This is a genomic window from Paenibacillus camelliae (genome assembly GCF_023715345.1).
Classification (GTDB): Bacteria; Bacillota; Bacilli; order Paenibacillales; family Paenibacillaceae; genus Pristimantibacillus; species Pristimantibacillus camelliae.
The window spans coordinates 195,081-218,811 of record NZ_JAMBNY010000004.1 but is presented as its reverse complement, the minus strand read 5'-3'; the positions used below and the strand labels follow the sequence as shown (position 1 = coordinate 218,811).

18 protein-coding genes are annotated in these 23,731 nt (G+C 43.2%); 9 read left to right on the top strand and 9 right to left on the bottom strand.

Going from position 1 to position 23,731, the window contains the following annotated elements; translation table 11 throughout:
- Positions 1 to 62: 62 nt before the first annotated feature.
- Complete coding sequence (locus M3180_RS10555; RefSeq protein ID WP_251667411.1) at positions 63 to 320, bottom strand: hypothetical protein; 258 nt, start codon at positions 318 to 320, stop codon at positions 63 to 65.
- A 171-nt stretch (positions 321 to 491) separates the two neighbouring features.
- Between M3180_RS10555 and M3180_RS10550 the strand changes: the two genes are divergently transcribed.
- The 4 genes from M3180_RS10550 to M3180_RS10535 all read left to right on the top strand — a co-directional run bounded on the left by M3180_RS10550 (position 492) and on the right by M3180_RS10535 (position 6,686).
- Positions 492 to 2,798 (top strand): helix-turn-helix domain-containing protein, encoded by a 2,307-nt coding sequence (locus M3180_RS10550; protein WP_251667410.1) that lies wholly within the window; start codon positions 492 to 494, stop codon positions 2,796 to 2,798.
- Positions 2,799 to 3,156: 358 nt separating this feature from the next.
- Positions 3,157 to 4,770, top strand: coding sequence for an extracellular solute-binding protein (locus tag M3180_RS10545; protein ID WP_251667409.1), 1,614 nt, complete (start codon positions 3,157 to 3,159; stop codon positions 4,768 to 4,770).
- 61 nt (positions 4,771 to 4,831) lie between these two features.
- Positions 4,832 to 5,743, top strand: coding sequence for an ABC transporter permease (locus M3180_RS10540; protein ID WP_251667408.1), 912 nt, complete (start codon positions 4,832 to 4,834; stop codon positions 5,741 to 5,743).
- A gap of 49 nt (positions 5,744 to 5,792) precedes the next feature.
- Positions 5,793 to 6,686, top strand: coding sequence for a carbohydrate ABC transporter permease (locus tag M3180_RS10535; protein ID WP_251667407.1), 894 nt, complete (start codon positions 5,793 to 5,795; stop codon positions 6,684 to 6,686).
- A gap of 190 nt (positions 6,687 to 6,876) precedes the next feature.
- On the opposite strand, the gene cysI is transcribed toward M3180_RS10535, so the two are convergent.
- From cysI to M3180_RS10510, 5 genes are all read right to left on the bottom strand, one after another.
- Positions 6,877 to 8,616 carry an assimilatory sulfite reductase (NADPH) hemoprotein subunit gene (cysI, locus tag M3180_RS10530; protein ID WP_251667406.1) on the bottom strand — a complete coding sequence of 580 codons (1,740 nt, stop codon included), beginning with the start codon at positions 8,614 to 8,616 and terminating at the stop codon, positions 6,877 to 6,879.
- Positions 8,617 to 8,685: 69 nt separating this feature from the next.
- Entirely contained in the window at positions 8,686 to 10,518 is a 1,833-nt protein-coding gene (locus tag M3180_RS10525; protein ID WP_251667405.1) for an assimilatory sulfite reductase (NADPH) flavoprotein subunit, read from the bottom strand.
- 642 nt (positions 10,519 to 11,160) lie between these two features.
- Complete coding sequence (locus tag M3180_RS10520) at positions 11,161 to 11,832, bottom strand: SOS response-associated peptidase family protein (protein ID WP_251667404.1); 672 nt, start codon at positions 11,830 to 11,832, stop codon at positions 11,161 to 11,163.
- A gap of 67 nt (positions 11,833 to 11,899) precedes the next feature.
- Complete coding sequence (locus M3180_RS10515; protein WP_251667403.1) at positions 11,900 to 12,751, bottom strand: helix-turn-helix transcriptional regulator; 852 nt, start codon at positions 12,749 to 12,751, stop codon at positions 11,900 to 11,902.
- Positions 12,752 to 12,819: 68 nt separating this feature from the next.
- Positions 12,820 to 13,356, bottom strand: a complete 537-nt coding sequence (locus M3180_RS10510) for a hypothetical protein (RefSeq protein WP_251667402.1) — start codon at positions 13,354 to 13,356, stop codon at positions 12,820 to 12,822.
- A 95-nt stretch (positions 13,357 to 13,451) separates the two neighbouring features.
- On the opposite strand from M3180_RS10510, the gene ilvA reads away from it, so the two are divergent.
- The 5 genes from ilvA to M3180_RS10485 all read left to right on the top strand — a co-directional run bounded on the left by ilvA (position 13,452) and on the right by M3180_RS10485 (position 17,555).
- The gene (gene ilvA, locus M3180_RS10505) at positions 13,452 to 14,717 is read left to right on the top strand and encodes a threonine ammonia-lyase IlvA (protein WP_251667401.1); all 1,266 of its coding nucleotides are present in this window, start codon (positions 13,452 to 13,454) and stop codon (positions 14,715 to 14,717) included.
- A 525-nt stretch (positions 14,718 to 15,242) separates the two neighbouring features.
- Entirely contained in the window at positions 15,243 to 15,806 is a 564-nt protein-coding gene (locus tag M3180_RS10500; protein WP_251667400.1) for a TVP38/TMEM64 family protein, read from the top strand.
- 133 nt (positions 15,807 to 15,939) lie between these two features.
- The gene (mscL, locus tag M3180_RS10495; protein WP_251667399.1) at positions 15,940 to 16,407 is read left to right on the top strand and encodes a large-conductance mechanosensitive channel protein MscL; all 468 of its coding nucleotides are present in this window, start codon (positions 15,940 to 15,942) and stop codon (positions 16,405 to 16,407) included.
- Between the two features lie 195 nt (positions 16,408 to 16,602).
- Positions 16,603 to 17,223, top strand: a complete 621-nt coding sequence (locus M3180_RS10490) for a TraX family protein (RefSeq protein WP_251667397.1) — start codon at positions 16,603 to 16,605, stop codon at positions 17,221 to 17,223.
- A gap of 113 nt (positions 17,224 to 17,336) precedes the next feature.
- Positions 17,337 to 17,555, top strand: a complete 219-nt coding sequence (locus tag M3180_RS10485; protein WP_251667395.1) for a hypothetical protein — start codon at positions 17,337 to 17,339, stop codon at positions 17,553 to 17,555.
- A gap of 162 nt (positions 17,556 to 17,717) precedes the next feature.
- Here the strand turns inward: M3180_RS10485 and M3180_RS10480 are convergent, their stop codons facing one another.
- The 3 genes from M3180_RS10480 to M3180_RS10470 all read right to left on the bottom strand — a co-directional run bounded on the left by M3180_RS10480 (position 17,718) and on the right by M3180_RS10470 (position 23,720).
- Positions 17,718 to 18,911: a putative bifunctional diguanylate cyclase/phosphodiesterase gene (locus tag M3180_RS10480; RefSeq protein WP_251667393.1), complete on the bottom strand. Its 1,194-nt coding sequence runs from the start codon at positions 18,909 to 18,911 to the stop codon at positions 17,718 to 17,720.
- Between the two features lie 112 nt (positions 18,912 to 19,023).
- Positions 19,024 to 19,725, bottom strand: a complete 702-nt coding sequence (locus tag M3180_RS10475) for a response regulator transcription factor (protein WP_251667392.1) — start codon at positions 19,723 to 19,725, stop codon at positions 19,024 to 19,026.
- A 128-nt stretch (positions 19,726 to 19,853) separates the two neighbouring features.
- Positions 19,854 to 23,720 carry a response regulator gene (locus M3180_RS10470; protein ID WP_251667390.1) on the bottom strand — a complete coding sequence of 1,289 codons (3,867 nt, stop codon included), beginning with the start codon at positions 23,718 to 23,720 and terminating at the stop codon, positions 19,854 to 19,856.
- Between the last annotated feature and the right edge of the window lie 11 nt (positions 23,721 to 23,731).

Below are 23,731 nucleotides of genomic sequence, written 5' to 3'. Positions count from 1 at the left end.
AACCTTCCTTCGTCAGGAGGGTCGCTTTAGAGATGGTTAGCTCCGCTGGAGTCTTTTCAAGATCAAACCGTGGAGAGGTTCCTTCGTTTGTTCTCCATATTCAGCGCTCCGCTTACCTTCTCTACGCTCGAACCTTCCTTCGTCAGGAGGGTCGCTTTAGAGATGGTAAGCTCCGCTGGAGTCTTACTAGAAAACGAGTAGCGCAGCGTACGTTCTTGGTACGTGAGCAACGTAGTTTTCGGTTGAACCTCATATTCGACGCCGAATAAACTTCCTGAAATTGCTTCGTCATCAAAGCCGAGAAGGGCTATCTCTCGCATTATCCTAAACGCCAGAGACAGCCCTTTCTATATGCGCTGTGTGTATGTATATTGGACTAGATATACTATATAATAGTAAGACACTCCCACTGATTTATTCATAATAATTCAACCAGTTCAGCGGTTTATGAAGTATTGCAATCCACTTAACCAACGATATGGAGAATGAATATGAGAATAAATATAAGGCTTCTTCATAAATTACTTGTCTCCTATGTCATGTTAGTCGTGCTGCCTCTGCTTATCATACTCGCCTTCTTCTATCCGTTTACGACAAACATTATTAAGGAAAAGTCTAGCGATTGGAACGAGCATTCTACGGAGCAGCTCATGCATTCGATGGATATTTTTACAAAGTATGTGTACAACCTTCCCTCTGAGATTTTACACAATCGCGACATTAAGCCCTATATGGTTGCAGACAACCCCTACCAGCACATCATCATTATGAATGAAATGAAAAAATACAATGTAACGGACGCTTTTATTGAAAATGCGCTTCTCTATCTAAAGGATGCGCAATATTTTTTCAGCAATAAAGGAAGCGCATACACGCTGAACGATTTTGATCGAAGAGGCGTTGGCTACTATTATGCACAGTGGCCTGTTTCGCAAATGGATGAGGAGCTGCAGCAGCTGACAAGCCCGATGGTTCGACCTGTTGAATCTGTCATTGTGCCTGGTGGCCATAGCGTGAAGCTTCTAAGCTTTGTTCTCCCACTTCCACTTGGCGGTGAGCAATCTCCTGGCTCGCTCCTCATATTAGTTAGAGAGCGTACGATTTTGGATATGATGAACTCTAGCGGCGAGGATTCTAATGGAATCTTCATTATTACAGATCACGATAAACGCTGCTTAGTTGCCTCCATCGGCTGTGAGGAGGTCGAAGCTACCGATTTTCATACGGTGCTGCAATCGGAGCAAGCACAGCTTCAAGGCACGATAGAAAAAACGATCCATGCCGACAAATACTTAATCTCTGAGCAAGTCTCAGAAAGCACGGGCTGGCATTATATTCGCTTGCTGCCTGTGACGGAGACCATTCAGGATGTTAGAAATATTCAATATATGACCTTACTGCTGCTGCTCATTATTGTCGTCATTACATCCGGCATCGTATATCTATCATTGCGTCATAATTACGAGCCGATTAAGCGCTTGGTTGATGCAGCTTCAACCCTGTTCGAGCCAACGAACAACGACAAGCTAAATGAAATTGATACGATTCATTACGCGCTCAATCAGCTGACCATAACGAGAGATACACTTGACGAGAAGATCAAATTAACAGAACCGAAAATTCGTGATCAAATAATACTAGAGCTGCTGCTAGGTCAGTACGACGATTGGGATAGCTTCTGCATCGACTCAAGTCCATACGATATTCACTTTCCATATCCGTATGTTACGGTAAGCACAGTGTTACTTGAGCAAGAGCTAGACAACGGTATGCTGCAATACTGTAGAGAGCAGCTAGAAGCAGCCTCCTCTAACGATGAATTGATGAGTATCCATATTGTCAGAAGCACATACAATCGTGAATTTATCATTATATTCAATCATCATAAGCAAGCTTCCCTCTTCCAAAGTGTTGAGGAGCTACAAAAGCAGCTCAAGCAGCAATACGATGTAGATTGCTTGATTGGCATTAGTAATAAGCATAAGTTGAACCATGAGCAGCCACAGTCCTTTTACGTTGCCTATCTTCAAGCTTCGCGCTGCCTAGAGCAAATACGCTTCCAGCGGACAACGATGATTATGGAATATTCTGATGCGCTTCAATCTTCACAAGGTGTGATCTCATATCAAACGGAGCTGATGCAATCGTTAGAGCTCGCTATTATTAAAACCGATGTCGAGCAGATCGAACAGCTAACCAAGCAAATACAAAGCTATATGAGCAATGATGGAATGCTGCCGCATATTAGACGAACGATTTATCTAAATACGATGAGCATTTTGTTCAATGCACTTGAAAAGCATCAGCAGGATAACAGCTCTATCCTCAATCATATTGAATTCGTGTTTCAGCATCGCTATACCCTTGATCAAATGCTCAATATTATGTCGGACACCTCGCGCAAGCTTTGTGAGCTTACGTTAGCGGCGTTGCCTAATACAGCAAGACGCACACCATCTGAGCAAATTATCGCCTTAATGGAGGAGCACTGGGCAGATCCAAATTTGTCTCTACAATTTATGGCTGACCAATTTCAAATGTCCCCTTCCAACTTTAGCTATCACTTTAAAAAGTCGATGGGGCAAAATTTTAAAGAGTATACAGATCAGCTAAGAATTCAGCAATCGATCCAATTGCTGAAAAGCACTGAGGAATCTATTGAAGCGATCGCACTTCAGGTTGGCTATATTAATGCTTCTAGCTTCATCCGCTCCTTCAAAAAAATTATCGGAATGCCACCCGGTCAATATCGTGAGCAAGCAAAATCGTCGGAACAATCCATGTACCACGAACAATAAAATAGTCGTTCAGAATCGATCGGCATCGTAACATCGATGTTTTGAACGATCAAAAAAGCAGGAGCTGTTTGCCAACGTTCATCATCGAACGCATACAGCTCCCTATTTTTTCTATGCTTATAAAGTAGAATATACAAAAATTAAAGCGATCTACATTTTTTGAAACGCACATACTGGAATGAAGCTGTAAAGCGATGGATTAGCTCTTAAGTTAAGCGCTTTCAATTTTTGTGGATCACTCAAATCTTGCTCGTTTACGAAGCGTATCGCGCTGCACTACACTGATATCGCCAGGCCGAATCCACTTCCAGCGAAAAAATAAAACGCTTGGCTTCCATTATGATTAGGGGGGTCGACTATGAAAAAGATGATGTACGTTTTACTTGTCTTCACACTTCTTGGAACACTGCTCGCTGCGTGCAGCAATGACAGCAGTAACCAGCCAAGCAACGGATCTGCAGCACCAAGCGGTAAGAAGGAGAAGCTCACTGCTATTGTGGTGAAGCATGCACTCACTAAACCTTTAGCCGAGATGGAATGGCTGCAAGAAATTGAAGAAAAAGCGAATGTTGATATCGAATGGCAGGAAATTACGGCAGATTGGGGACAGAAAAAAGGTCCGATGCTAGCAAGCGGCGATATTCCAGATTTATTTGTTGGACCAAACGTTATTACCGATGCTGATTTTGCTCAGTTTAATGGATTATTCCAGGATCTGAACGAGCTGCTCGATCAAGCGCCTAACGTACAGCAGATGTTCGAGGACAATCCTGCTACCCAGGTCATTGCTACACAAACGGATGGCCGGATATTAGGCTTGCCTAAATATCAACGCTTTTGGCCCGACTCTGTCAATCGTCAATACATTAACCAAACTTGGCTCGATCATTTGAACTTAGAGATGCCTACCAATTGGGATGAGCTGTACGATGTACTGCTAGCCTTCAAAGAACAGGATGCAAACGGCAATGGCGATCCTAACGATGAGATTCCTGTCGACTGGCCCGGTGGCATTGGCGGTTTTTTCAATCCAGCCGTAATGCTTGGTGGCATGGGCATCAACCTGTCCTCCGATGTTAGCGGTCAAGGCTACTTCGTGGAGGATGGTCAGGTCAAAAATTTCCTAGTGGATGAGCGCTATAAAGAGCTTGTGAAGTTTCTCAACAAGCTTTATGCAGCTGGACTCATTAACACGGAAGTATTCACACATGACTATACGAAATTCCAATCCGTTGCTCGCGGTGAAGGAGATATCGCTAAGGTCGGCTTTACATGGGGCTGGGTGGCATCTGACCGCTTCGGGGAGCAGCTAGCGCCGCAGTATACGTCGATGGCTCCGTTAAAATGGAGCGCCTCTTACAACGGTGATGTGTCGTGGAGCTATGACTTTAACACACTGAATTATGGTGCCAATGCGATTGTCATGTCCGCCAAGTCAAAAAAGAAGGATGCTGCGATGCGCTTCATTAATGAGCTGTATGCTCCTGAGGTTGGTATTCAAGTGCTGTTCGGATCAATTGGTCCTAACATCGCAGACAATGGTGACGGCTCGTATTCGGTACTCCCACCGAAGGATCCTCAGATGGACCCAGGTACATGGAAATGGACATCAACTTGGGCCGATAACGGTGCCTTCTATATCTCCGATGACATTAAGCTAACTCTCGGAACTGATATGCAGGAGGTGCTAGATCACTCTGAATCTCTGCAGGAAGCGCTGAGTCGTATTAACCCTGAGGAGGACATCTATCCGAGCGTCTTTATAAAGTACTCCAGCCAAGACAATAATACGATGAGCTTAAACAACACAAACCTAATGAATCTTGCCGATACAAGCTTTGCCAAATGGGTAACGTCTGGCGGGATCGAGCAAGAATGGGACAGCTATGTGCAGGAAGCTGAGAAAGCAGGCCTGCCGCAAAACCTAGAAATTATGCAGCGTTACTTCGAAGAATATAAGGCTAGAAAGTAAGCAAATGAACGTTAGGATGCTAGTACTGACCTACTAGCATCTTCCTTTTAGGAGGCTGCCTATGAAACCATCTATTATTCGCAACACCTTTATCCGTGATTATCAGCTATGGCTCATGGTGCTCCCTGCCATTGCTGCGATCTTTATATTCAACTACATTCCGATGTATGGCATTCAGCTTGCCTTTAAAGATTTTGACTTTAGTAAAGGGCTGACAGGAGGAGAATTTCGAGGCTTCGCTTACTTTCAGCAATTTATTGAAAACTATCAATTCGGCAGCTTGATGCGAAACACATTTTTCATCAGCTTCGCAACGATCGTAATTGGCTTTCCTGCTCCAATTATATTAGCGCTGCTGCTTAACCAAATCAGGATAAAACGTGCAAAGCAGCTGATGCAAACGACGGTTTACTTGCCGCATTTTATATCGGTGATCGTCCTAGTTGGTATGCTTAATGTCCTTCTCTCTTCAGAAACTGGAATCGTGGGACATTTTATGAAAGCGATTGGTCTTGGTCATATCAATCTACTCGCTTCAACCAATACGTTTATCCCTGTATACGTCCTGTCCGATATATGGCAGCATTGCGGCTGGAACAGCATCATCTACTTAGCTGCTCTGTCTACCGTTGATCCGCAGCTATATGATTCTGCCAAGATGGACGGTGCAAGTCGCTGGCAAATGGTCCGCTATATCGATCTGCCTGCACTGAAGCCAACGATCATTATTCTGTTCATCTTAAGCATGGGGAATATTTTAAGCACTGGCTTTGAGAAAATATTTCTGATGCAAAACTCATTAAACTTGCCTGTATCCGAGGTTATTGCAACGTATGTCTATAAGATTGGGATCGTGTCGAGTCAATTCAGCTATGCTTCCGCGATCGGACTGTTCAACACGATTATCAACTTTATTTTTCTAATTAGCATGAACGCAATCTCGAAAAAAATGTCTGAAACGAGCCTGTATTAGCCAGCGTTATCGGCTGCTGGTTGCACCATATATAGAAAGGAGCAGCGCGATGTCACTTCGATCAAAATCTATACCAGAGATCAGCTTCACCATCGTACTTGGACTGATCTGTGCCGCTATATTTTTGTTGATTGCGTACCCGCTGTATTTTATCGTCATCGCTTCGATCAGCGATTCTGTGCTTGTCTCGACAGGTAAAGTATTGCTGTTTCCCAAAGGCATTAGCTTTTTCGGATATTCTGAAATTTTTCAGGATAGCCGCATATGGACCGGCTATCGTAACACGATCTTCTATACTGCTGCGGGCACACTCGTAAATTTGCTTGTAACCTTGCCAGCTGCTTATGTATTGTCTCGTAAGGAGTTTAAGTATGGAAAGTACATCATGTTTGCTTTCGTGTTTACGATGTTTTTCAATGGCGGCTTAATTCCGACCTATCTGCTTATGAAGGATCTTCATCTGATTAATACGGTGTGGGTGTTCATTATTCCGTTTTGCGTTAATGTGTTTTATCTCATTATTGCACTTACGTTTTTTGAAAACTCACTGCCTAAGGAGCTGTATGAAGCCGCTGCGATGGATGGCTGCTCGCACTTTAAGTATTTTATGACGGTTGCTCTTCCGCTATCGAAGGCATTAATCTCTGTTATCGGCCTATATTATCTGGTTGGACACTGGAATAACTTCTTCACTGGTCTGATCTATATTCGCAGCAATGAGCTGCAGCCGCTTCAAATCGTGCTGCGTGATATTCTGCTATCTAATCAGGTATTCTCAGGAGGTGCAGGCACCGGAGGAAGTGCGGGCGGCTATGCACAGCGCTACGCCGATCAGATTAAATATGGCGTCATTATTATTTCTACGCTGCCAGTTCTGCTCGTCTATCCGTTTATTCAGAAGTACTTTGATAAGGGTGTGATGATCGGATCGGTGAAGGGGTAAATCTTACACCTATTCTGTTATGGTGATTCATCGCTTCGGAAGCAAAGCATTCCTCCAGTCGCTTTACGGAGCGAATGAAGGAAAACAAAAGAAGCTGAATGGAGAAACACCGTTTCTCTATCCAGCTTCTTTTCAATTTCGGACAGGACTATCGAGTCAAACTCATCACTTCACATTCCATTGCAAGCAATTATGCGCTATGGAAGTTTGTACCGTCCGTTGTTGCTTTAATGTAGCCTGCACGGATAACGAAATCTCCAAAATGCTCGCCCTTTTTGCGCTCTTTCGCATAGTGCGCAATGATTGGCTCAAGCGTTTCGAGTATTTCTGCTTCTCCAATGTTTTCCTTGTACATTTTGTTTAAGCGCTCACCTGCAAAGCCAGCACCCAAATACATATTGTATTTCCCCGGAGATTTACCGATAAAAGAGATCTCGCCAAGCGCAGGACGAGCACATCCATTCGGGCAGCCTGTTATACGAATATTAATCTCGGTATCAAGCAAGCCGTTCTTCTCAATGATCGGCTCTAGCTTATCAAGCAAGGATGGCAGATAACGCTCTGCTTCAGCCATGGCTAAGCCGCAAGTCGGCAATGCAACACAGGATAGTGCATTACGACGGAAGCCTGATAATTCCTCTCCGATAGAAATATTGTATTTTTTCAACAGCTTAGTAATCGCAGCCTTTTGCTTAGACGGTATGTTGCCAATCATTACATTTTGGTTAGCAGTAAGACGGAAATCGCCTTTAAGTACTTTGGCGATTTCACGCAGGCCTGTTTTAACCTGGCTCTGTTCTGTATCGTCAATACGTCCGCCACGTATGAACAGCGTCACGTTCCATGTACCATCATAGTTTTTCGACCAGCCATAACGATCGCCCGTGTTCTCAAAGTGAATCTCACGTGCAGGAGCAAGCTCCCAGCCAAGACGTTCATGCAGCTCTTCCTTGAACCAGTCTAAACCATGGCGATCAATCGTATATTTAAAGCGGGCATTTTTACGCACAGAGCGGTTACCATAATCGCGCTGGATCGTTACAACCTTCTCCGCTACCTCAAGCACCTGATCTGGTGTAATGTAGCCAATTACCTTGCCAAGCTGAGGATACGTATTTGTGTCACCATGGGTCATCCCCATACCGCCGCCTACCGTCACATTGAAGCCAACAAGCTTGTCGTCCTCAACGATCGCAATATACCCGAGATCCTGTGAGTATACATCAATATCATTCGACGGTGGAACAGCGATACCGATTTTGAATTTACGAGGCAAATACACATGCCCATAGATGGGCTCTACCGGATCAACCGCTTCGCCGTATGGCTTATATGGATTTTCAAGCTTCTCGCCATCCAGCCAAATTTCATGATAGGCTGGTGTGCGCGGAGCAAGGTGACGAGTCAATTCATTGGAAATATGATGAATCTCCTCATGCACCTTTGATTGTAACGGATTCGGATTACACATAACGTTACGACTAACGTCACCGCACGCTGCTAGTGTCGATAATAGCGTATCATTAATGCTCTTTATCGTTTTCTTTAGATTCCACTTCAGCACGCCATGCAATTGAAAGGCTTGTCGTGTTGTTGCTTTAATCGTTCCATTTCCGTACTTATCAGCAAGCTCATCAATCGTAAGCCATTGCTCTGGTGTTGCAACGCCGCCTGGAGTTACTACACGAAGCATAAACTGATACGCCGGCTCCAGCTTTTGCTTTTCACGTTCTTGACGTAAATCACGATCATCCTGCATATAGCTGCCGTGGAACTTTAACAGTCGATTGTCAAGCTCCGTCAATCCACCAGTTACGCGATTGTTTAGCTGCTCTGCTAATGAGCCACGCAAATACTTACTTGCTACCTTCAGATCCTCTACATCACTTGGTGTGCCGCCTATTGGCTCTACCTTCTTCTTGCTTGTCATCACGTTACCTCCCCCATAGCTCTATGAAACGACCTCGATCAGTTGTAATAACTGCTATTCTATTATCTATTAGTACACGTCACGTTGGTATCGCCCTGCATCCTGCAGCTCACTTAGATAAGCTGCTGCTGCTTCGGCACTTACGCCACGCTGCTCTTGAATAATTTGAAGCAATGCCTCATGTACATCATGGGCCATATGCTTTTCATCGCCGCAAATATATAGGTGCGCGCCTTCTTCTAGCCATGCATATAGTTCAGCTGCATGCTCGAGTAAACGATGCTGTACATATACCTTTTGCTCCGTATCGCGAGAGAATGCGACCTCTAAATTCGTCAATGCGCCCTCGTTTAGCATGCGCTGCCAATCTGTCTGATAGAGGAAATCCGTCACGTAATGGCGATCCCCGAAGAACAGCCAAGACTTACCGCTTGCTCCCGCTTCCTCACGCTCTTCCATAAATGCGCGGAATGGTGCAACACCAGTACCCGGACCAATCATAATGATCGGCGTTTCATGGCTTGCCGGAAGCTTAAAGTTTGGATTGGATTGAACGAATACGGAGACATGATCGCCAACCTCTAAACGCTCTGATACGTATACCGAGCACACCCCATTGCGCTGTCTGCCGTGTGCATCATATTGTACCTTGCGAATCGTCAAATGCACCTCATCCGGATGAGCGGCAAGACTGCTAGCGATTGAGTATAGACGCGCTGGAATTTTGCGAAGCACGCTAACCACATCGCTTGGCTGCCATGTAAATGGACCATAGTCTTGAATTAAGTCAAGTAAGTCACGGCCCTTCACATAAGCTTTAAGCTCAGCAGCATTACCCAATAGCTTTTTGAATTTATCATTTTTAGCAAATGGTTCAAACTTCTCTAGCAATGTTTTTGATAGAGTCGTAATTTCATATTCCTTCGTTAACGCTTCTTCAACAGACAGCGTAACACCATCTTTAGTCGTTACTTGCTCTGATGGCTTCCAGCCAAGCTCTTCAATAAGCTCCTTCACGAGCTCAGGATCGTTATGCGGCACAATACCGACCGCATCACCTGGCTCATATATAATACCCGAGCCTTCAAGCGATAGCTCAAGATGACGTGTCTCACGATCTGAGCCGCGTCCGTTCAAGTTTATGCTCTCAATCACTTCAGCCTGGAATGGTTTATTGCGAGTATATTCAACAGATGCGGGTGCAGCAGCTTCCGTTGCAACAGCTGCTTGAACAGCTGGCGCTGCTTGCGCGCTGTTAAGCTTCTCTGCGATAGCATTGATCCAGCCGCTTGCTGTCTCCTCGTAGTCTACATCACAATCTGCTCGCTCAACGAGCTGCTCTGCTCCTAGCTCCTTCAAGCGTGCATCAAAGTCCTGACCTGTCTTACAGAAAAATTCGTACGATGTATCGCCAAGCGCTAGCACGGAGTATTTTACATGTTTAAGCTCCGGTGCACGTTTGCCATGCAAAAACTCATAGAAAGAAACTGCATTGTCTGGCGGATCGCCTTCCCCATGCGTGCTTACAAGTACAAATAGGTTAACAACCTTCTTTAGATCGTTCGGTTTAAACTTATTCATAGCAGACACCGTAACGTCATAGCCGTCTGCTTTTAAGCGATCTGCTAATCTTCCTGCAAGTCGTTGAGCATTTCCAGTTTGTGAACCGAAAATAATCGTTGCTTCCTTAGGCAATTGAACAGCCTCTACGACAGGAGCAACTGCAAAAGCCGATCCTTGTGGTGCAGCAGCCTGTAATGCCCCCTGCACATTATTGCTACGATAAAAGGCTAAATATCCGCTCAGCCAATGGATTTGGGTTTCAGTTAAAGTCGGAAGCAGTGCATTAATATGCTGTAGCTGCTCTTCCGAAAACGGACTATTCGTGACTAATAATTGCAAGCTTTACACCCCGCATAATGATATATTTAATTCCTATCATATTACTCTGAATTATTCTATCATTAAAATTACCATATTCGGTCGTAGAGGGTCAATGTAAAGCGAAGGATTCGGTCTATAAGAAATATTGAAGAGATTTTAAGAGTTTTCTTATAGGTAATATATGGACATTTATAGGTAGGTTTTATTGTAATTTTTATTGATGTTTTTCTTGGAATTCTTGAAGTGAATTTTAGAAATCGGCTGGATTCAGTTGAGCGCAAGAATGGGAATGAATTTTGTATGTTTTTTCATACAAACGCGACTACTTTGCCCGCTGTGTGGGGGTTTTGTATGCTTTTTCATACAAACGCGACTGCTTTGCCCGCTGTATGGGGACTTTTGTATGCTTTTTCATACAAACACGACTGCTTCACCTGCTATGTAGGGGGTTTTGTATGCTTTTTCATACAAGACGACTATATATAACTGGTATACCAATGTGTTGTTCGATTTCTTCCTCCAATAAAAAGAAAGCTGTCAAAAAAGTCAGTTCATACTAACTTTTATGACAGCTAAATTTTTCACTTGCATATTTTCAAAACCATAGCTTGCAATAGATATGCTATCTTTTACAGCAATACATCAAGCCTGATTGCTTAATCACGCATAATCAATCTTCAGCTCACGGATGCAGTCTGGCGCGTCATATTGTTCATTGTGTACATCATTGGTTACAGGGTATGCCTTCAGCTGATAGCTTTCTAAGCGCGGTAAATATACTTGCAGCAAATCGATATTGCGTTCATGTGGATTAAGCCACGCTTCTACACCCTCTTCATCAAGCACGACTGGCAAGGTTGGCTGCCAATCACTCATATGACCTAGCGTTTCTTCCGTCAGCATTGTAAATACACGGTATTCCTTGCCTTGTGCATTGCGAAAGCAATCCATAATTCCAGCAATCCCGAACAGCGGTCTTCCCTGCATAACGATATGCATCGCGCGAGGATCACGCTCTTGTCCAACTAGCTTCGCACCATAAAATCCAGTGCATGGAATAATGCAACGGCTGCGTTTAGCTAATTCATGCAGAAACGGCTTGCGGCGAATATCAGCTTTGGATGTATTGACAGAGTCCTTCGCCCAAAACGGAAACATGCCCCATCTCGCTTCCTGAATGACGCGCTCTTGATGTCGATCATTCATAACGACCGATACGACTTGTGTAGGTACTACGTTGTAGCGTTCACTATGTGCTTGTTCAACCCGATTTACTCTAAACTGTTCTGCAACATCCGATACTTCAGCCTTTAACGAAAAGCGTCCAATCATCTAAAAAACCTCCTTGGCAATGGAACGAGTCATTCCAGTTTTTGTAGCAAGGAGGTAAATTATGCATCTAGTGTGTAAATTTCTTACGATAGCGCAGCGGTGACAATCCAACCTGATTGGCGAACAATCTTGAGAAATGCGCCGTTTGCTTGAAGCCAGATTCCAATGCAATTTGCGAGATTGGCCAATCTGTTTTGATCAGCAGCAGCTTTGCCTGGTCAATACGATAATAGAGCAAATACTGCTGAGGCGTACAGTCAAACACTTCACTCATGCTGCGCGTAATATAATTGATATGCAGCTCTAGCGCATCACTTAGCATCTGGTTGCTGATCGATTGGCGATAATTACGCTTTAGGAATGCAGCTGCTTTCTCTGCTACAATGACGGAAGCCTTTGCTGTATCGCTTCTCCAGCCTTCATCCAGCATTTGCAGCAAATGAAGAAAACGCTGCTGTCGATCCCAGAACGCACCATGTGAGCTATTCCTTGCTGCTTCATGCAGTGCCTCCAGCAATGATTTCATCTCGTTGGTTGCTTGCAGCTTTATATGCTTAGGCACCCGCAGCGCATATGTGTAATAATCACCGCGTAAGACGCCCTGCTCGCTGCTTTCAATCTCCTCCCAGGGACCAGCAGATTGGAAGTGAAGCCAGTCAAACGTCGTGCGTTCAGAGCACGGTGCATACGAATAATGCCAAGCATCGGGACGGAGGATTAACACTTCACCTCTACGAAGCTCCCATCGATGATCCCCCTCACCGATATATAAGCACCCTTCCCTTACATAAATCATATCGAACAAGCCAATGTTCGTTCGATTCGGATGCTCTTCTCCGACTTCATACGTATGTGAATTAGATTCTATGAAATAAGGAAATGGTGGCGACTTAAATGTAATGACTAATGATGATTCCAACTATACTCTCTCCTCTTGCATTATCTATAAGTCTACAGCGATTGTGTCATGCATATCGCCGCTGTTCATCATCTAAATAGATTAAATTTCAATCGAATGACAAGCTCATTGCCGATCGTACTCAGACGCTCCACAGATACAATGTCATTGTTCGTGTCATAAAGTTGAATAGCAATCTCCTTCAGTACTGAGGTTGGCAATGTTACTTGCTTAACCTTTAATTCAACAGGAATAAGCTTTAGCTCCGGCTCCTTCCATTCAATCAAGTAAACCGCAAGCAACTCCGCTCTTACAGCATCTAACGCTTTCACGTTCAGCTTGGCGTACAGCTTTTGATCACCTACTGTAAAATGAGCGCCTTCTATGACGAGCTGCTCATTAAGCTGAGTATCCAAATTCGACTTTATGATTGCGTTAATATCTGATTCGTTTAATATGATCTCAGGCTCCAGCCTACGCACAATATCTGCAAACTTCTCTTCATACTGCACGCGTGTGTAGTCCATCGTTAATTTTTCTTTAGGATAAATATAGACGAGTAGACCAACAACAAGGATGATTAAGCCTAACAATACCGACAACAGCAATATCCATCTTTTTTTCATAATTTTCACCCCTCTGCATGGTGATCTACCTAATGATATACTATTATTAAAGTAACAAGATATATATTAAAACAAGAAAAGGATCGATGTAACCTATGAACGAGTCCGAAACTCAGGTAAAAATTGGTTTAGAAGAAATCGTACAAGCCCATATGCATCTTAAGGATGTTATTTCACATACTCCCCTGCAATTCAATCGCGTACTTTCTGAGCGCTACGGCGCAAATATATATTTAAAGCGCGAGGATCTACAAATCGTCCGCTCCTTTAAAATTCGTGGAGCTTACCATATGATTCGTTCCTTATCTGAGCAAGGACCTCTAAACGGTGTCATCTGCGCCAGTGCAGGCAATCATGCGCAAGGTGTTGCCTACTCCTGTCAAACTCTAGGGATTCCAGGTAAAATCTTTATGCCTAGCACGACGCCAAACCAAAAAGTGAAGCAGGTTCAGTTTTTCGGTGGAAACTCCGTTGAGATCATACTAAAAGGCGATACATTTGACGATGCTTATAATGAAGCAGTTGCCGAGAGCGAAGCAAGCGGCTATACGTTTGTCCATCCATTCGATGACCGAATGATTATAGCAGGAAACGGTACGGTTGGGCTAGAGATTTTAAATGATATTGAGCAGGCACCGCACTTTGTATTTGTTACAGTTGGCGGCGGCGGGCTTGCAGCCGGTGTTAGCTCCTATATGAAAAGCATTGCTCCAAGCGCACAGATTATCGGTGTTGAGCCGGAAGGAGCTGCTTCGCTACGTTACGCGCTTGATCATAATGAAGTGCTCACCTTGCCACAGATTGATAAATTTGTAGATGGTGCAGCAGTTAAACGAGTCGGCAATCTCACGTATGCAGTGTGTAAGGAGCTGCTCGATGACGTTATTCATGTGAATGAAGGCAAGGTATGTACAACGATGCTAGATCTATACAATGAAAATGCGATTGTAGCTGAGCCTGCAGGCGCCCTGCCCATTGCAGCACTTGAGCAATACAAGGAGCAGATTCAAGGTAAAACGGTTGTATGTGTCGTTAGCGGCGGAAACAATGACGTAGATCGTATGCAGGAAATTAAGGAACGCTCCTTAATCTATGAAGGCTATAAGCATTACTTCATGGTTAGCTTCCCGCAGCGCGCAGGTGCACTACGAGAATTTCTAGTGCAGGTGCTTGGACCTAACGATGATATTACTCGTTTTGAGTATGTTAAAAAATCAAATAAAGATAATGGACCAGCACTTGTCGGCATAGAGCTAAAATATAGGGAAGATTATGCCGCGTTGATCGAGCGCATGGAAAGTAGGGGGTATCCGTTTGTTGAGTTGAACAAGGATCCCGTACTATTTAACATCCTAATTTGAGATGTGGTTCAATAATCCAACCTTGATCACGAAGTAGCACTGAGAGCCTATTCGACATCGAATCTTGAATTCAGCCGAGCCATCCGGTGCTCACGTACCAATTACGTACGCTGCGCTCCTCTGTCTCTAGCTTCTTTCAACCTTCTCGGTGCTGAAAGTTGAATTATTGAACATCTATTAAAAGGGGTAGTTCAAAATCACCCACTTTGATCACGAGGCGGAACTGAAGGCTTATTCGACTTCGAATCTTGAATTCAGCCGAGCCATCCGGTGCTCACGTACCAATTACGTACGCTGCGCTCCTCTGTCTCTAGCTTCATTCGATCTTCTTGGTGCTGAAAGCCGGACATTTTGAACCTTTATTTGAAGGGGAAATTCAATAGTCCAACCTTGATCACGAAGTGGCACTGAAGGCTTATTCGACTTCGAATCTTGAATTCAGCCGGACATTTTGATCACCTGAACACGTAGTAGATAGAGAAAATATATCCTATATTAAATTGCTGGAACGGAGAATCATATTGTATGACATTAGAGCAAATTGAACAATTTCTTGAGAGCCTATCGAGCCTTGGTCCCTTGCCTGGTATACTCGTTCCGCTGCTTGAGGCATTCCTGCCTTTTTTGCCTCTTATCGTCATTATTGCAGCAAATGTAAATATATACGGCTTTGGCTTCGGTATATTATTTTCTTGGGTAGGGATTGTCAGTGGAGCAATCATACTTTTCGGAATCTGCAGAAAATACGGTCACCGATTAAGGGAACGTCTGCTAAAACGATACGCTTCTACAGAGAAAGTATTTGGCTGGATTGAAAGCAAAGGCTTCACCCCTTTGTTTCTGTTATCCTGCTTCCCGTTTACACCATCTGTACTCATTACCATTGTCGCAGCATTAAGTAAGCTCCCTTTTCATTCCTTCCTAGTCGCTATTTCGCTTGGTAAGGCAATGATGGTGCTTCTTATCGCTTTACTAAGCTTTGATATTACGAATCTGTTCACAGAGCCATGGCGAATTATCGCGTCCATCGCGGGTATTGCAGTGCTCTGGATTGGCGGAAAAAAACTAGAGAAGCGTTATAATAAGTAACTAGTCGTATTTCTATTAATCCTTACGGCAATAAAATTAAATATTGATAAATTCAGCCGTCGGTGCTAGATTAGTTTCGTAGCTATAACTATGTTAACTACAGTCGTTGAAAGTTAGATTTGGAGGATATACTATGAAAATATTGCAGGAATTTAAAGAGTTTGCTGTTAAGGGTAATGTCATTGACCTTGCTGTTGGTGTCATTATTGGTGGCGCCTTCGGTAAAATTGTTACGTCACTCGTTAACGATATCATTATGCCCCCGATCGGTTATTTACTTGGAGAAATAGACTTTAAAGATTTAAAGCTGCCACTCGCAGATCCGAATACGTATGAAAACCCATCTGAGGCACCAGCGATTGCTTATGGTGCTTTCATTAATACGGTGCTAGATTTTCTAATCGTTGCACTCTGTATCTTCTTTATGGTCAAGGGCATCAATCGACTTCGCCGTATGACAGAAAAAGAGAAGAAAAAAGAAGAAGTTGCTGCAGCACCTACGGAGAAGGAATGCCCACATTGCTTATCACAAGTGCCAATCAAGGCAACGCGCTGCAAATACTGCACATCGGAGCTAAAGGCTACCTCAAGCAATGCTTAGTATATGAAAACGTGCGTTAAACACCCTCTACCTCTATTCGTGGTAGGACAAGCGGTTATTATAGTGCTTTGACATCACATCTCTACATTTCTTTACCTGTATGGTTAAGTGCTGGAATGACTCGTTTACAGTATCGCTGTAAGCTTGTCCTCCAGCTCTTTTTATTGCTCATAGTAAGTTAAAGGAGGAATGAGCATGCAATGGATTGCTATGCTTACAATGCTCATTGACCACATCGGCGCTGTCTTCTTTCCAGATCAGCAGTGGCTTCGTATCATTGGACGAATTGCTTTTCCGTTATATGCATACTTGATGGTCATCGGCTACCAGCGTACACGCAGTTACACAAAGTATGTGCTACGAGTTGCTCTGCTTGCAGCTATATCCCAGCCCATGTATCAATGGGCGTTTGACACGAAGCATTTCAATATTATCGTCACGCTACTTGTCGGCTTAATATTATTTAAGCTCATGGATGCAGCAGCCAAAAAACCGATCATTCAATGTTTAGGAGTAATCACTGCGCTTTTTGCCGCGGAATGGTTTTCCCTGGATTATGGGGCATATGGTCTTGCACTTATGCTCATATTTAGATACGCATCCAGGGAGCGTATGGTACTCTATCACGGCTTGCTAGAGCTCCTCTATTTATTAGTATGGGGGATTCAATTTTTTAGCCTAATTGTTACTTGCTTTATTAGCTTTCTGCCAAATTGGGTTAAGAAAGTCGATCAGATAAATGTTCCTCGCTGGTTATGGAGAAGCTTTTATCCATTGCATTTATTAATAATCGCAATAATTTCCTATAATATCTAAACAAATGTATTAGAAAAGTGTTAGATTAGTAAACGATTATTAAACGTATTATTCACTCCCTCTTAAATTTTTGTTTATATACTATAAACATAAAGTTTTAGGAGGTTCTCCCGATGATGAAAATTATTAAATATAAAAATCGTTCTGTTCCTGTGTACTTTCCCACAGAGAAGCCTCAAAATTACGATAAGCTGAACAATAAGCTGCAGGAACTTGAATACGACTTTTCCTTCCGTAAAAAGTGGAAAACGATCACCTCTGTCGAAATGGTCCGTGATGTAGCAATTTTCCAATATAATGATGGAACAAAGCTTTATCTAGAGGTTTCATAATTTCATTACTAACTATTAAAAACCCCCCAAATGGCTGAATGAAGCCCTGATCGTTAGTTTCCTTCTAACTCAGGGTGTGATTCACCTTTGGGGGTATTTGCTTTATATGAATGATATGCTTTATACGTTTTATATGGTTATGGTTTATATGCATTATATGATTTAAGCAATTTTGAAGTTTAGTAGTTTTGCTATAGTTGCGTGGCTTAGCTGAACCGTTGGGATCGGCTTACTCATATAATAGCCTTGAGCATATGTACAACCTAATATTGATAATAACTCATACTGCTCCTGCGTCTCGACACCCTCCGCAACAAGCTCCAGCCCCATCTCGTTCAGCATGCGTATCGTATGCTTCACAATGGTTAAATAAGCTTTGTTCGATTGGATCTTATCAATGAAGTGCTTGTCCAGCTTTACGCAATTAATTGGCATCGCACTTACGCTTTCTAGACTAGCATAGCCTGTACCGAAATCATCAATAGCAACACTAAATCCTGCACCCTTTAAGGCCGCAGCTGCTTCAATAACTTGTTCATCTACTAACTCCATCGTGCTCTCAGTGAGCTCAAACTGAATATAGGATGGGTCTAACCCAAAGCATTGAGCATACTTTAATGCAAGCTCGGCAACATTACAAAGCTTAAACTGAACAGGAGATACATTAATAGAAACACGCAAAGTTGATTGCCCAAGTCGCTCATGGATGCTTACGAGCTGTCTACATGCTTCTTCGATAATCCACTCTCCAAGCTCCGAAATAAAGCCATTCTGTTCTGCTAAAGGAATAAATTGAATCGGGCTTAATAAACCTAGCTGAGGGTGATGCCAGCGCACCAGTGCTTCAAACCCAACTAACTCCCCGTCTATCAATCTATAAATAGGCTGAAAATCTAAATGAAATTGTCTATTGGCAATGCCGTTCGATAGCAGTGATTCAATGAGAATTTCCTGATTGTACTGCTCAGCCTGCTCTTGAACCATAACCTGGCTTCGTTTGACACCTTGTTTCTTCGCTAGCTGCAATGCATACTTGCTCCGCAGAATATCACGCTCGTCGTAAGCATGCTGCTCATCATAGTAGGAACCGATATAGAGCCGAATGGGATAGATTCGTCCGTCGATCGTTAGCGTCTGACCAATGCATTTTCTTATCGCGCCCTCCACCCGCTTAAGCGAGGAGCTCTCTATCTCAAGAATCATGACCAGCTTGTGTTGTCTTTCCTCAATATGTCGAATAAAATCCCGAAAAATCCACTTCGTGGTGATTAGCTTTTCATGAATAGCCGATCTCATTTTCATCTGATCGAACGGGGCATCTAAGCCTGCTTCCCAATCTATGGTAGTAATTAGCAAATCACCACACCTCACAGTTGTAATCTCTAGATAGTCTACTGTTATTTTACATCATTCGGCTATAAATGGTATAGCTTATCATAAAAAAAACTGCCCTTTGTTAAAAGGACAGTCAAATTATGCTAGGGGTGTATTTATACCCAAACCCCCATACTGTTTTTATTAATTTCGGTTCTTTCGGATTGTACTCAATTTTTTTACGTAAATTAACGATATGTACGTCAATTGATCGATCTGTAACGAACGAATCAAAGCCACGTACAGCGCTAATCAACTCATCTCTGCTAAATACTTTGTTAGGAGAGGTAATGAACAGCTTCATAATTTCGTATTCTGAAAATGTCGTTTCGACAGGCTCTCCTCTAACGAGTAGCTGCCTGCGCTCATAATCTAGCATGATCGAGTTATCTGCCCCGGATTGCAAGCTAGTCTCCTCATATGTCGTATTCATATGAATTGATCTACGGATAAGCGCCTCTACTCTAGCAGTCAGCTCATGCATGCTGAAAGGCTTGCACAAATAATCATCAGCACCCGCCTTTAGAGCGGATACACGTTCTGAAACTTCATTCTTCATCGATAGAATCATTATCGGCATCATTGATTCATCTCTAACCTTAGAGCACAAATCAATCCCGTTCATATCTGGCAGCATGAGATCTAACAACAACAGATGCGGCTTAAACTGCTCAATTAGCTGAAATCCCTCAGTTCCATCAAAGGCTTGCTTTACCTCATAGCCTTCCTCCGATAAATACATGGACAGCATATCACTCATCATAACGTCATCTTCTACGACTAACACTTTATACATGGACGTCACCCTTATGATTTGTTCAGTTCTGCGTTCCTTATATTGTCTCGTTATCTAATACTATACAACATCCCACTCATTACGACAACGATTTGTTAGATTTCTATTAAGAAATTGTTAGACAACTATTAAGGGTGCTCTAAAGTTGTTGAAATCTCATATAATGCAGCGTTTAATGCCGATTCCAGCTCGTTAATATATGTTGGAAGCATCGAAGATTGCTTCTCACGTAATATTCTTTTGCCCTCTACTGTCAATGAAACAATATGATGTGCTCCAAGATAGCTTGATGCACCTTTCAACGTATGCAGTGCTCTTGTTATCTCATCGTAATCGTTGCTTTCATAATACTGCTTAAGCTTTGATATAAAGAAAGAATAATCATCTAAAAACTGTTCAAGCATATGCATATAAATATTAATTTTCCCATTCACGCGCTCGATTGCAGTTTTTGCATCAATGGATGAGAGTGATTCCAATTTAATAAGAAGCTCTTCGTTGGCAAGAACAGGCTGAGCGTTTTGCTTACTCTGCTGTGACGCTTGCTTCTGCGTATACTGCTGAATAATCTGCTCAAGCTGCTGCAGCGTGATCGGCTTCGTAATGACAGCATTCATCCCTTGCAGCACATACTGCTCATGGTCAGAAGCCAATACATTTGCCGTTACAGCAACAATAGGAAGCTCACGATACTGCTCCTGCGAGCGAATATACCTCGTTGCTTCAAGCCCATCCATCTGCGGCATATGAATATCCATAAGGACAAGATCATACGACTGCTTTTCGATCTGCTGTATGGCTTCCAATCCATCATTAGCAATCGTTACCTTACAATTGCAATGCTTTAACATCTCCGCTGCAACAAGCTGATTTATTTTATTATCCTCCGCGAGCAGCACCTGCAGCTGAGGCTCATCAAGCTCGATGAGCTCTGCTGCCTTATTACTTGTCAGATTCTGCTTCAGCTCGGATTCATGCTTAGGAGCTTGACGACTTTTCGTTTTTTCATACAGCACATGATCAATCGCATCTTGGAACCGTTTCTGCGTGACAGGCTTCGTTAATATCGCTTGTGGCTGCAGTTCAGGCTCCAGCAGTAATAGCTCCTCACGTCCATACGCTGTAGTTATCGCAATGATTGGAATATTTCGTTCTGCAGCAGCTTCCTGAAACTCTAGCCATGTATCCATACCGTACATATCGTTCATCTCCATATCGACGATAATGAACGCAGGGTAAGCCCCTTCTCCTAAGCGCATTAATCGCAGGTAAGCCTTTTTCCAGGATCGTTTCTTTACAGCATTATAGCCGCAGCCAGCAAGCTGCTGGGACCAATAATTAGCCATTAGCTCATGATCCTCAATGATCCATGCAACACTTTCAACTTTCACTGACTGCTGCTTCTGCCGAATAGGCTCTGGTGTATATTGATACGCTACTTTCTTAAATGGCAATGTAAATGTAAATGCACTACCTTCGTGCAGCTTACTTTCAGCGTGCAGCTCCCCGCCAAGCAGCTCAACTAGATTTCTCGAGATAACTAAACCGAGACCAGTTCCCCCGTATTTTCGTGTCGTTGAAGAATCGGCCTGCGTAAATGGCTTAAAAATATATTTCAGCTGTTGCTCCGACATACCAATTCCCGTGTCTCTTACGAGGAACTGCAGATCTATTTCATCATCGCGATCAGCTGCCACAGTGATCGTGAGCTCTACAAGTCCGTGCTCAGTAAACTTTACAGCATTGACGCAAAGATTAGACAATACCTGCTCAAGTCGCAATGCATCTCCGATTACACTGTGCGGTACATGCTCATCAATTTCGATTTTAAATTCAAATTGCTCCTTGCCCCCAAGGAAAACATTTAATTGGTCAGCAAGATGATTAATAAGCACATGCATTTGGAAGGTAGATAAGTCTGGCTCGATCTTTTTCGCTTCAAGCTTAGAGAAGTCGAGAATATCATTTACGATATTTAGAAGCATACTTGATGAGTCCTTCATATGCTGTACATAGTCATGCTGTACATGATCGAGATCCGTTTTTTGCAATAGCTGAGACAGTCCGATGATGCCATTAAGTGGCGTACGGATTTCATGACTCATCAGCGCAAGGAAATTACTTTTGGCTTTGTTAGCCTCTTCAGCCACCTCGGTCGCATGGACAAGCTTACGCTGCACCTCTAGCTGCTCCGTAATATCCCTCGAGATGCAGGAAAACATCGTTTCTCCTGTCATGGAATCCTCATACGTCACGATAATGATGGAGACATTAATAAACTTACCAGCAATATTTTGGAACTGAGCCTCGCACTCAAAGAATCCCTGCCTACGAGCAATAATAGCTCCCCTCAGCAGCAGCTTGTACATGTGCTCAGGCAGCAAGCTTTTTAACGACAGACCGCGCAGCTCCTCTTCGCCTAGGCCAAGTATGTCTCGACCAGCTTGGTTAATAAAAATAATGTTCGAGTTTTGGTCTACGGATGCAATGAGGTCCTTCGCGGAAGCAACGACCATCTGCAGGCGGTTATTATCAGTCTCTAATTGTCTTTGCTCTGATAGATCCGTTAGGAGAGCAATAATGCCCGAGTAGCGGCCACTTCTATCCTTCAAGCTGCTTGAGCGATTGAATACAGGGGTTCTGCGTCCGTCACGGTGCAATATAGTCAATTCATATTCATAGTTTGGATAATGCTTTCTGAGCTCTATAAACAGCTCCACACCTGGCTGAACCTCTCTTCCAATTTCCTGCGAAAACTTTTCAGCCAGCTCATTAACCTCATCCATATCCATAAAGATCAAGGGGGTCGCCTTGCCAACCAATTCCTCTGACGTGTAGCCAATCATTTCTTCGGCTGCTTTGTTGAGATATGTAATGTAATAACGTTCATCCATGACGAACACTGGATTTTTATTCTGGTTAATGACAGCATCAAGTCGGTCGAACATAAGCTGCAATCGCCTCATCATGCCATTTACCGTTTTAGCTAAATTACCGATCTCATCCTGTGTAGATGCATTTAGGTGATCTCCATCAAAGTTACCTGCTGCTGCTCTTTTCGTAACCTGTAAAATCGCTTTAAGACGAGTAATAATAGATTGGAAGTATAAATAAAACACTACCGCTATTAAGCCGATGGCTAACGCAACAACGAGCAGCATACGCCATAAGGTAGGTGCCGCCAGCTTGTTGATTGAGCCAAGATCCTTGACCTCCATAATTACCCAGTTTGTTCCACCGATCTTCTGATAAAAAATGATATAGTCCTGCAGTGAAACAGATACTTCCTTGTTGCCCACTGGATCGATCAAGGCTAGTCCAGCCAGCTCTTTTAGATGATTACGTAACACGATATCCTGCTGATTCGAAAACACGGTGTGTATATGATCATAAATGAGCTGCCCACTATGATTGTATAAATACAAATTGCCTTCCTCGATTTGCAGCTTTTCACTATATGCTGCAGGTGGGAAGGCATACGCTGCGAATAACGCACCTATCAATTCATTAGATTCATCCATACTATAAACAGGCACACTAATATAGCCTAACCGCTCTTCCGCACCGGTAGATACGGGGTCAGTTAAAACGATATCGCCTCGTAACGATCTTGCTATCGGCAGCTGCTCTTTTAGTGTACTCTTTTTTCCAGTTAGACTCGTAATGATGCCGTCTTGAGTAACAAAGCCAATTTCACTGTACTGAAATTCATTAAGAGCACGCTCACGCTCTAAGTAACCCTTCATAGCGGCCGTGTTCCCAGATCTTACTTCATTCGTGCGACTCATAACAAGAACTTCAGATTTACGTATATCAAGCCAGGATTGAAGAAATAAAGACCGACTATCCTGCTTCAGTCGAATATTATCTAATTCTGTTTCAATCATATCATTTTTAACAGATGTATAATTAAAAAGACCGACTATCAACAGAGGCACCAATGATATTACGATAATAATAATTAAGCCCTTTGTGCGGAGAGATAATGTATTCATCGGTCAATCCT

Bases quoted from the DNA above. Each gene is read 5' to 3' on its own strand.
- M3180_RS10555 (WP_251667411.1), bottom strand. From the start codon at position 320: ATGCGAGAGATAGCCCTTCTCGGCTTTGATGACGAAGCAATTTCAGGA.
- M3180_RS10550 (WP_251667410.1), top strand. From the start codon at position 492: ATGAGAATAAATATAAGGCTTCTTCATAAATTACTTGTCTCCTATGTC.
- M3180_RS10545 (WP_251667409.1), top strand. From the start codon at position 3,157: ATGAAAAAGATGATGTACGTTTTACTTGTCTTCACACTTCTTGGAACA.
- M3180_RS10540 (WP_251667408.1), top strand. From the start codon at position 4,832: ATGAAACCATCTATTATTCGCAACACCTTTATCCGTGATTATCAGCTA.
- M3180_RS10535 (WP_251667407.1), top strand. From the start codon at position 5,793: ATGTCACTTCGATCAAAATCTATACCAGAGATCAGCTTCACCATCGTA.
- cysI (WP_251667406.1), bottom strand. From the start codon at position 8,616: ATGACAAGCAAGAAGAAGGTAGAGCCAATAGGCGGCACACCAAGTGAT.
- M3180_RS10520 (WP_251667404.1), bottom strand. From the start codon at position 11,832: ATGATTGGACGCTTTTCGTTAAAGGCTGAAGTATCGGATGTTGCAGAA.
- M3180_RS10510 (WP_251667402.1), bottom strand. From the start codon at position 13,356: ATGAAAAAAAGATGGATATTGCTGTTGTCGGTATTGTTAGGCTTAATC.
- ilvA (WP_251667401.1), top strand. From the start codon at position 13,452: ATGAACGAGTCCGAAACTCAGGTAAAAATTGGTTTAGAAGAAATCGTA.
- M3180_RS10500 (WP_251667400.1), top strand. From the start codon at position 15,243: ATGACATTAGAGCAAATTGAACAATTTCTTGAGAGCCTATCGAGCCTT.
- mscL (WP_251667399.1), top strand. From the start codon at position 15,940: ATGAAAATATTGCAGGAATTTAAAGAGTTTGCTGTTAAGGGTAATGTC.
- M3180_RS10490 (WP_251667397.1), top strand. From the start codon at position 16,603: ATGCAATGGATTGCTATGCTTACAATGCTCATTGACCACATCGGCGCT.
- M3180_RS10485 (WP_251667395.1), top strand. From the start codon at position 17,337: ATGATGAAAATTATTAAATATAAAAATCGTTCTGTTCCTGTGTACTTT.
- M3180_RS10475 (WP_251667392.1), bottom strand. From the start codon at position 19,725: ATGTATAAAGTGTTAGTCGTAGAAGATGACGTTATGATGAGTGATATG.
- M3180_RS10470 (WP_251667390.1), bottom strand. From the start codon at position 23,720: ATGAATACATTATCTCTCCGCACAAAGGGCTTAATTATTATTATCGTA.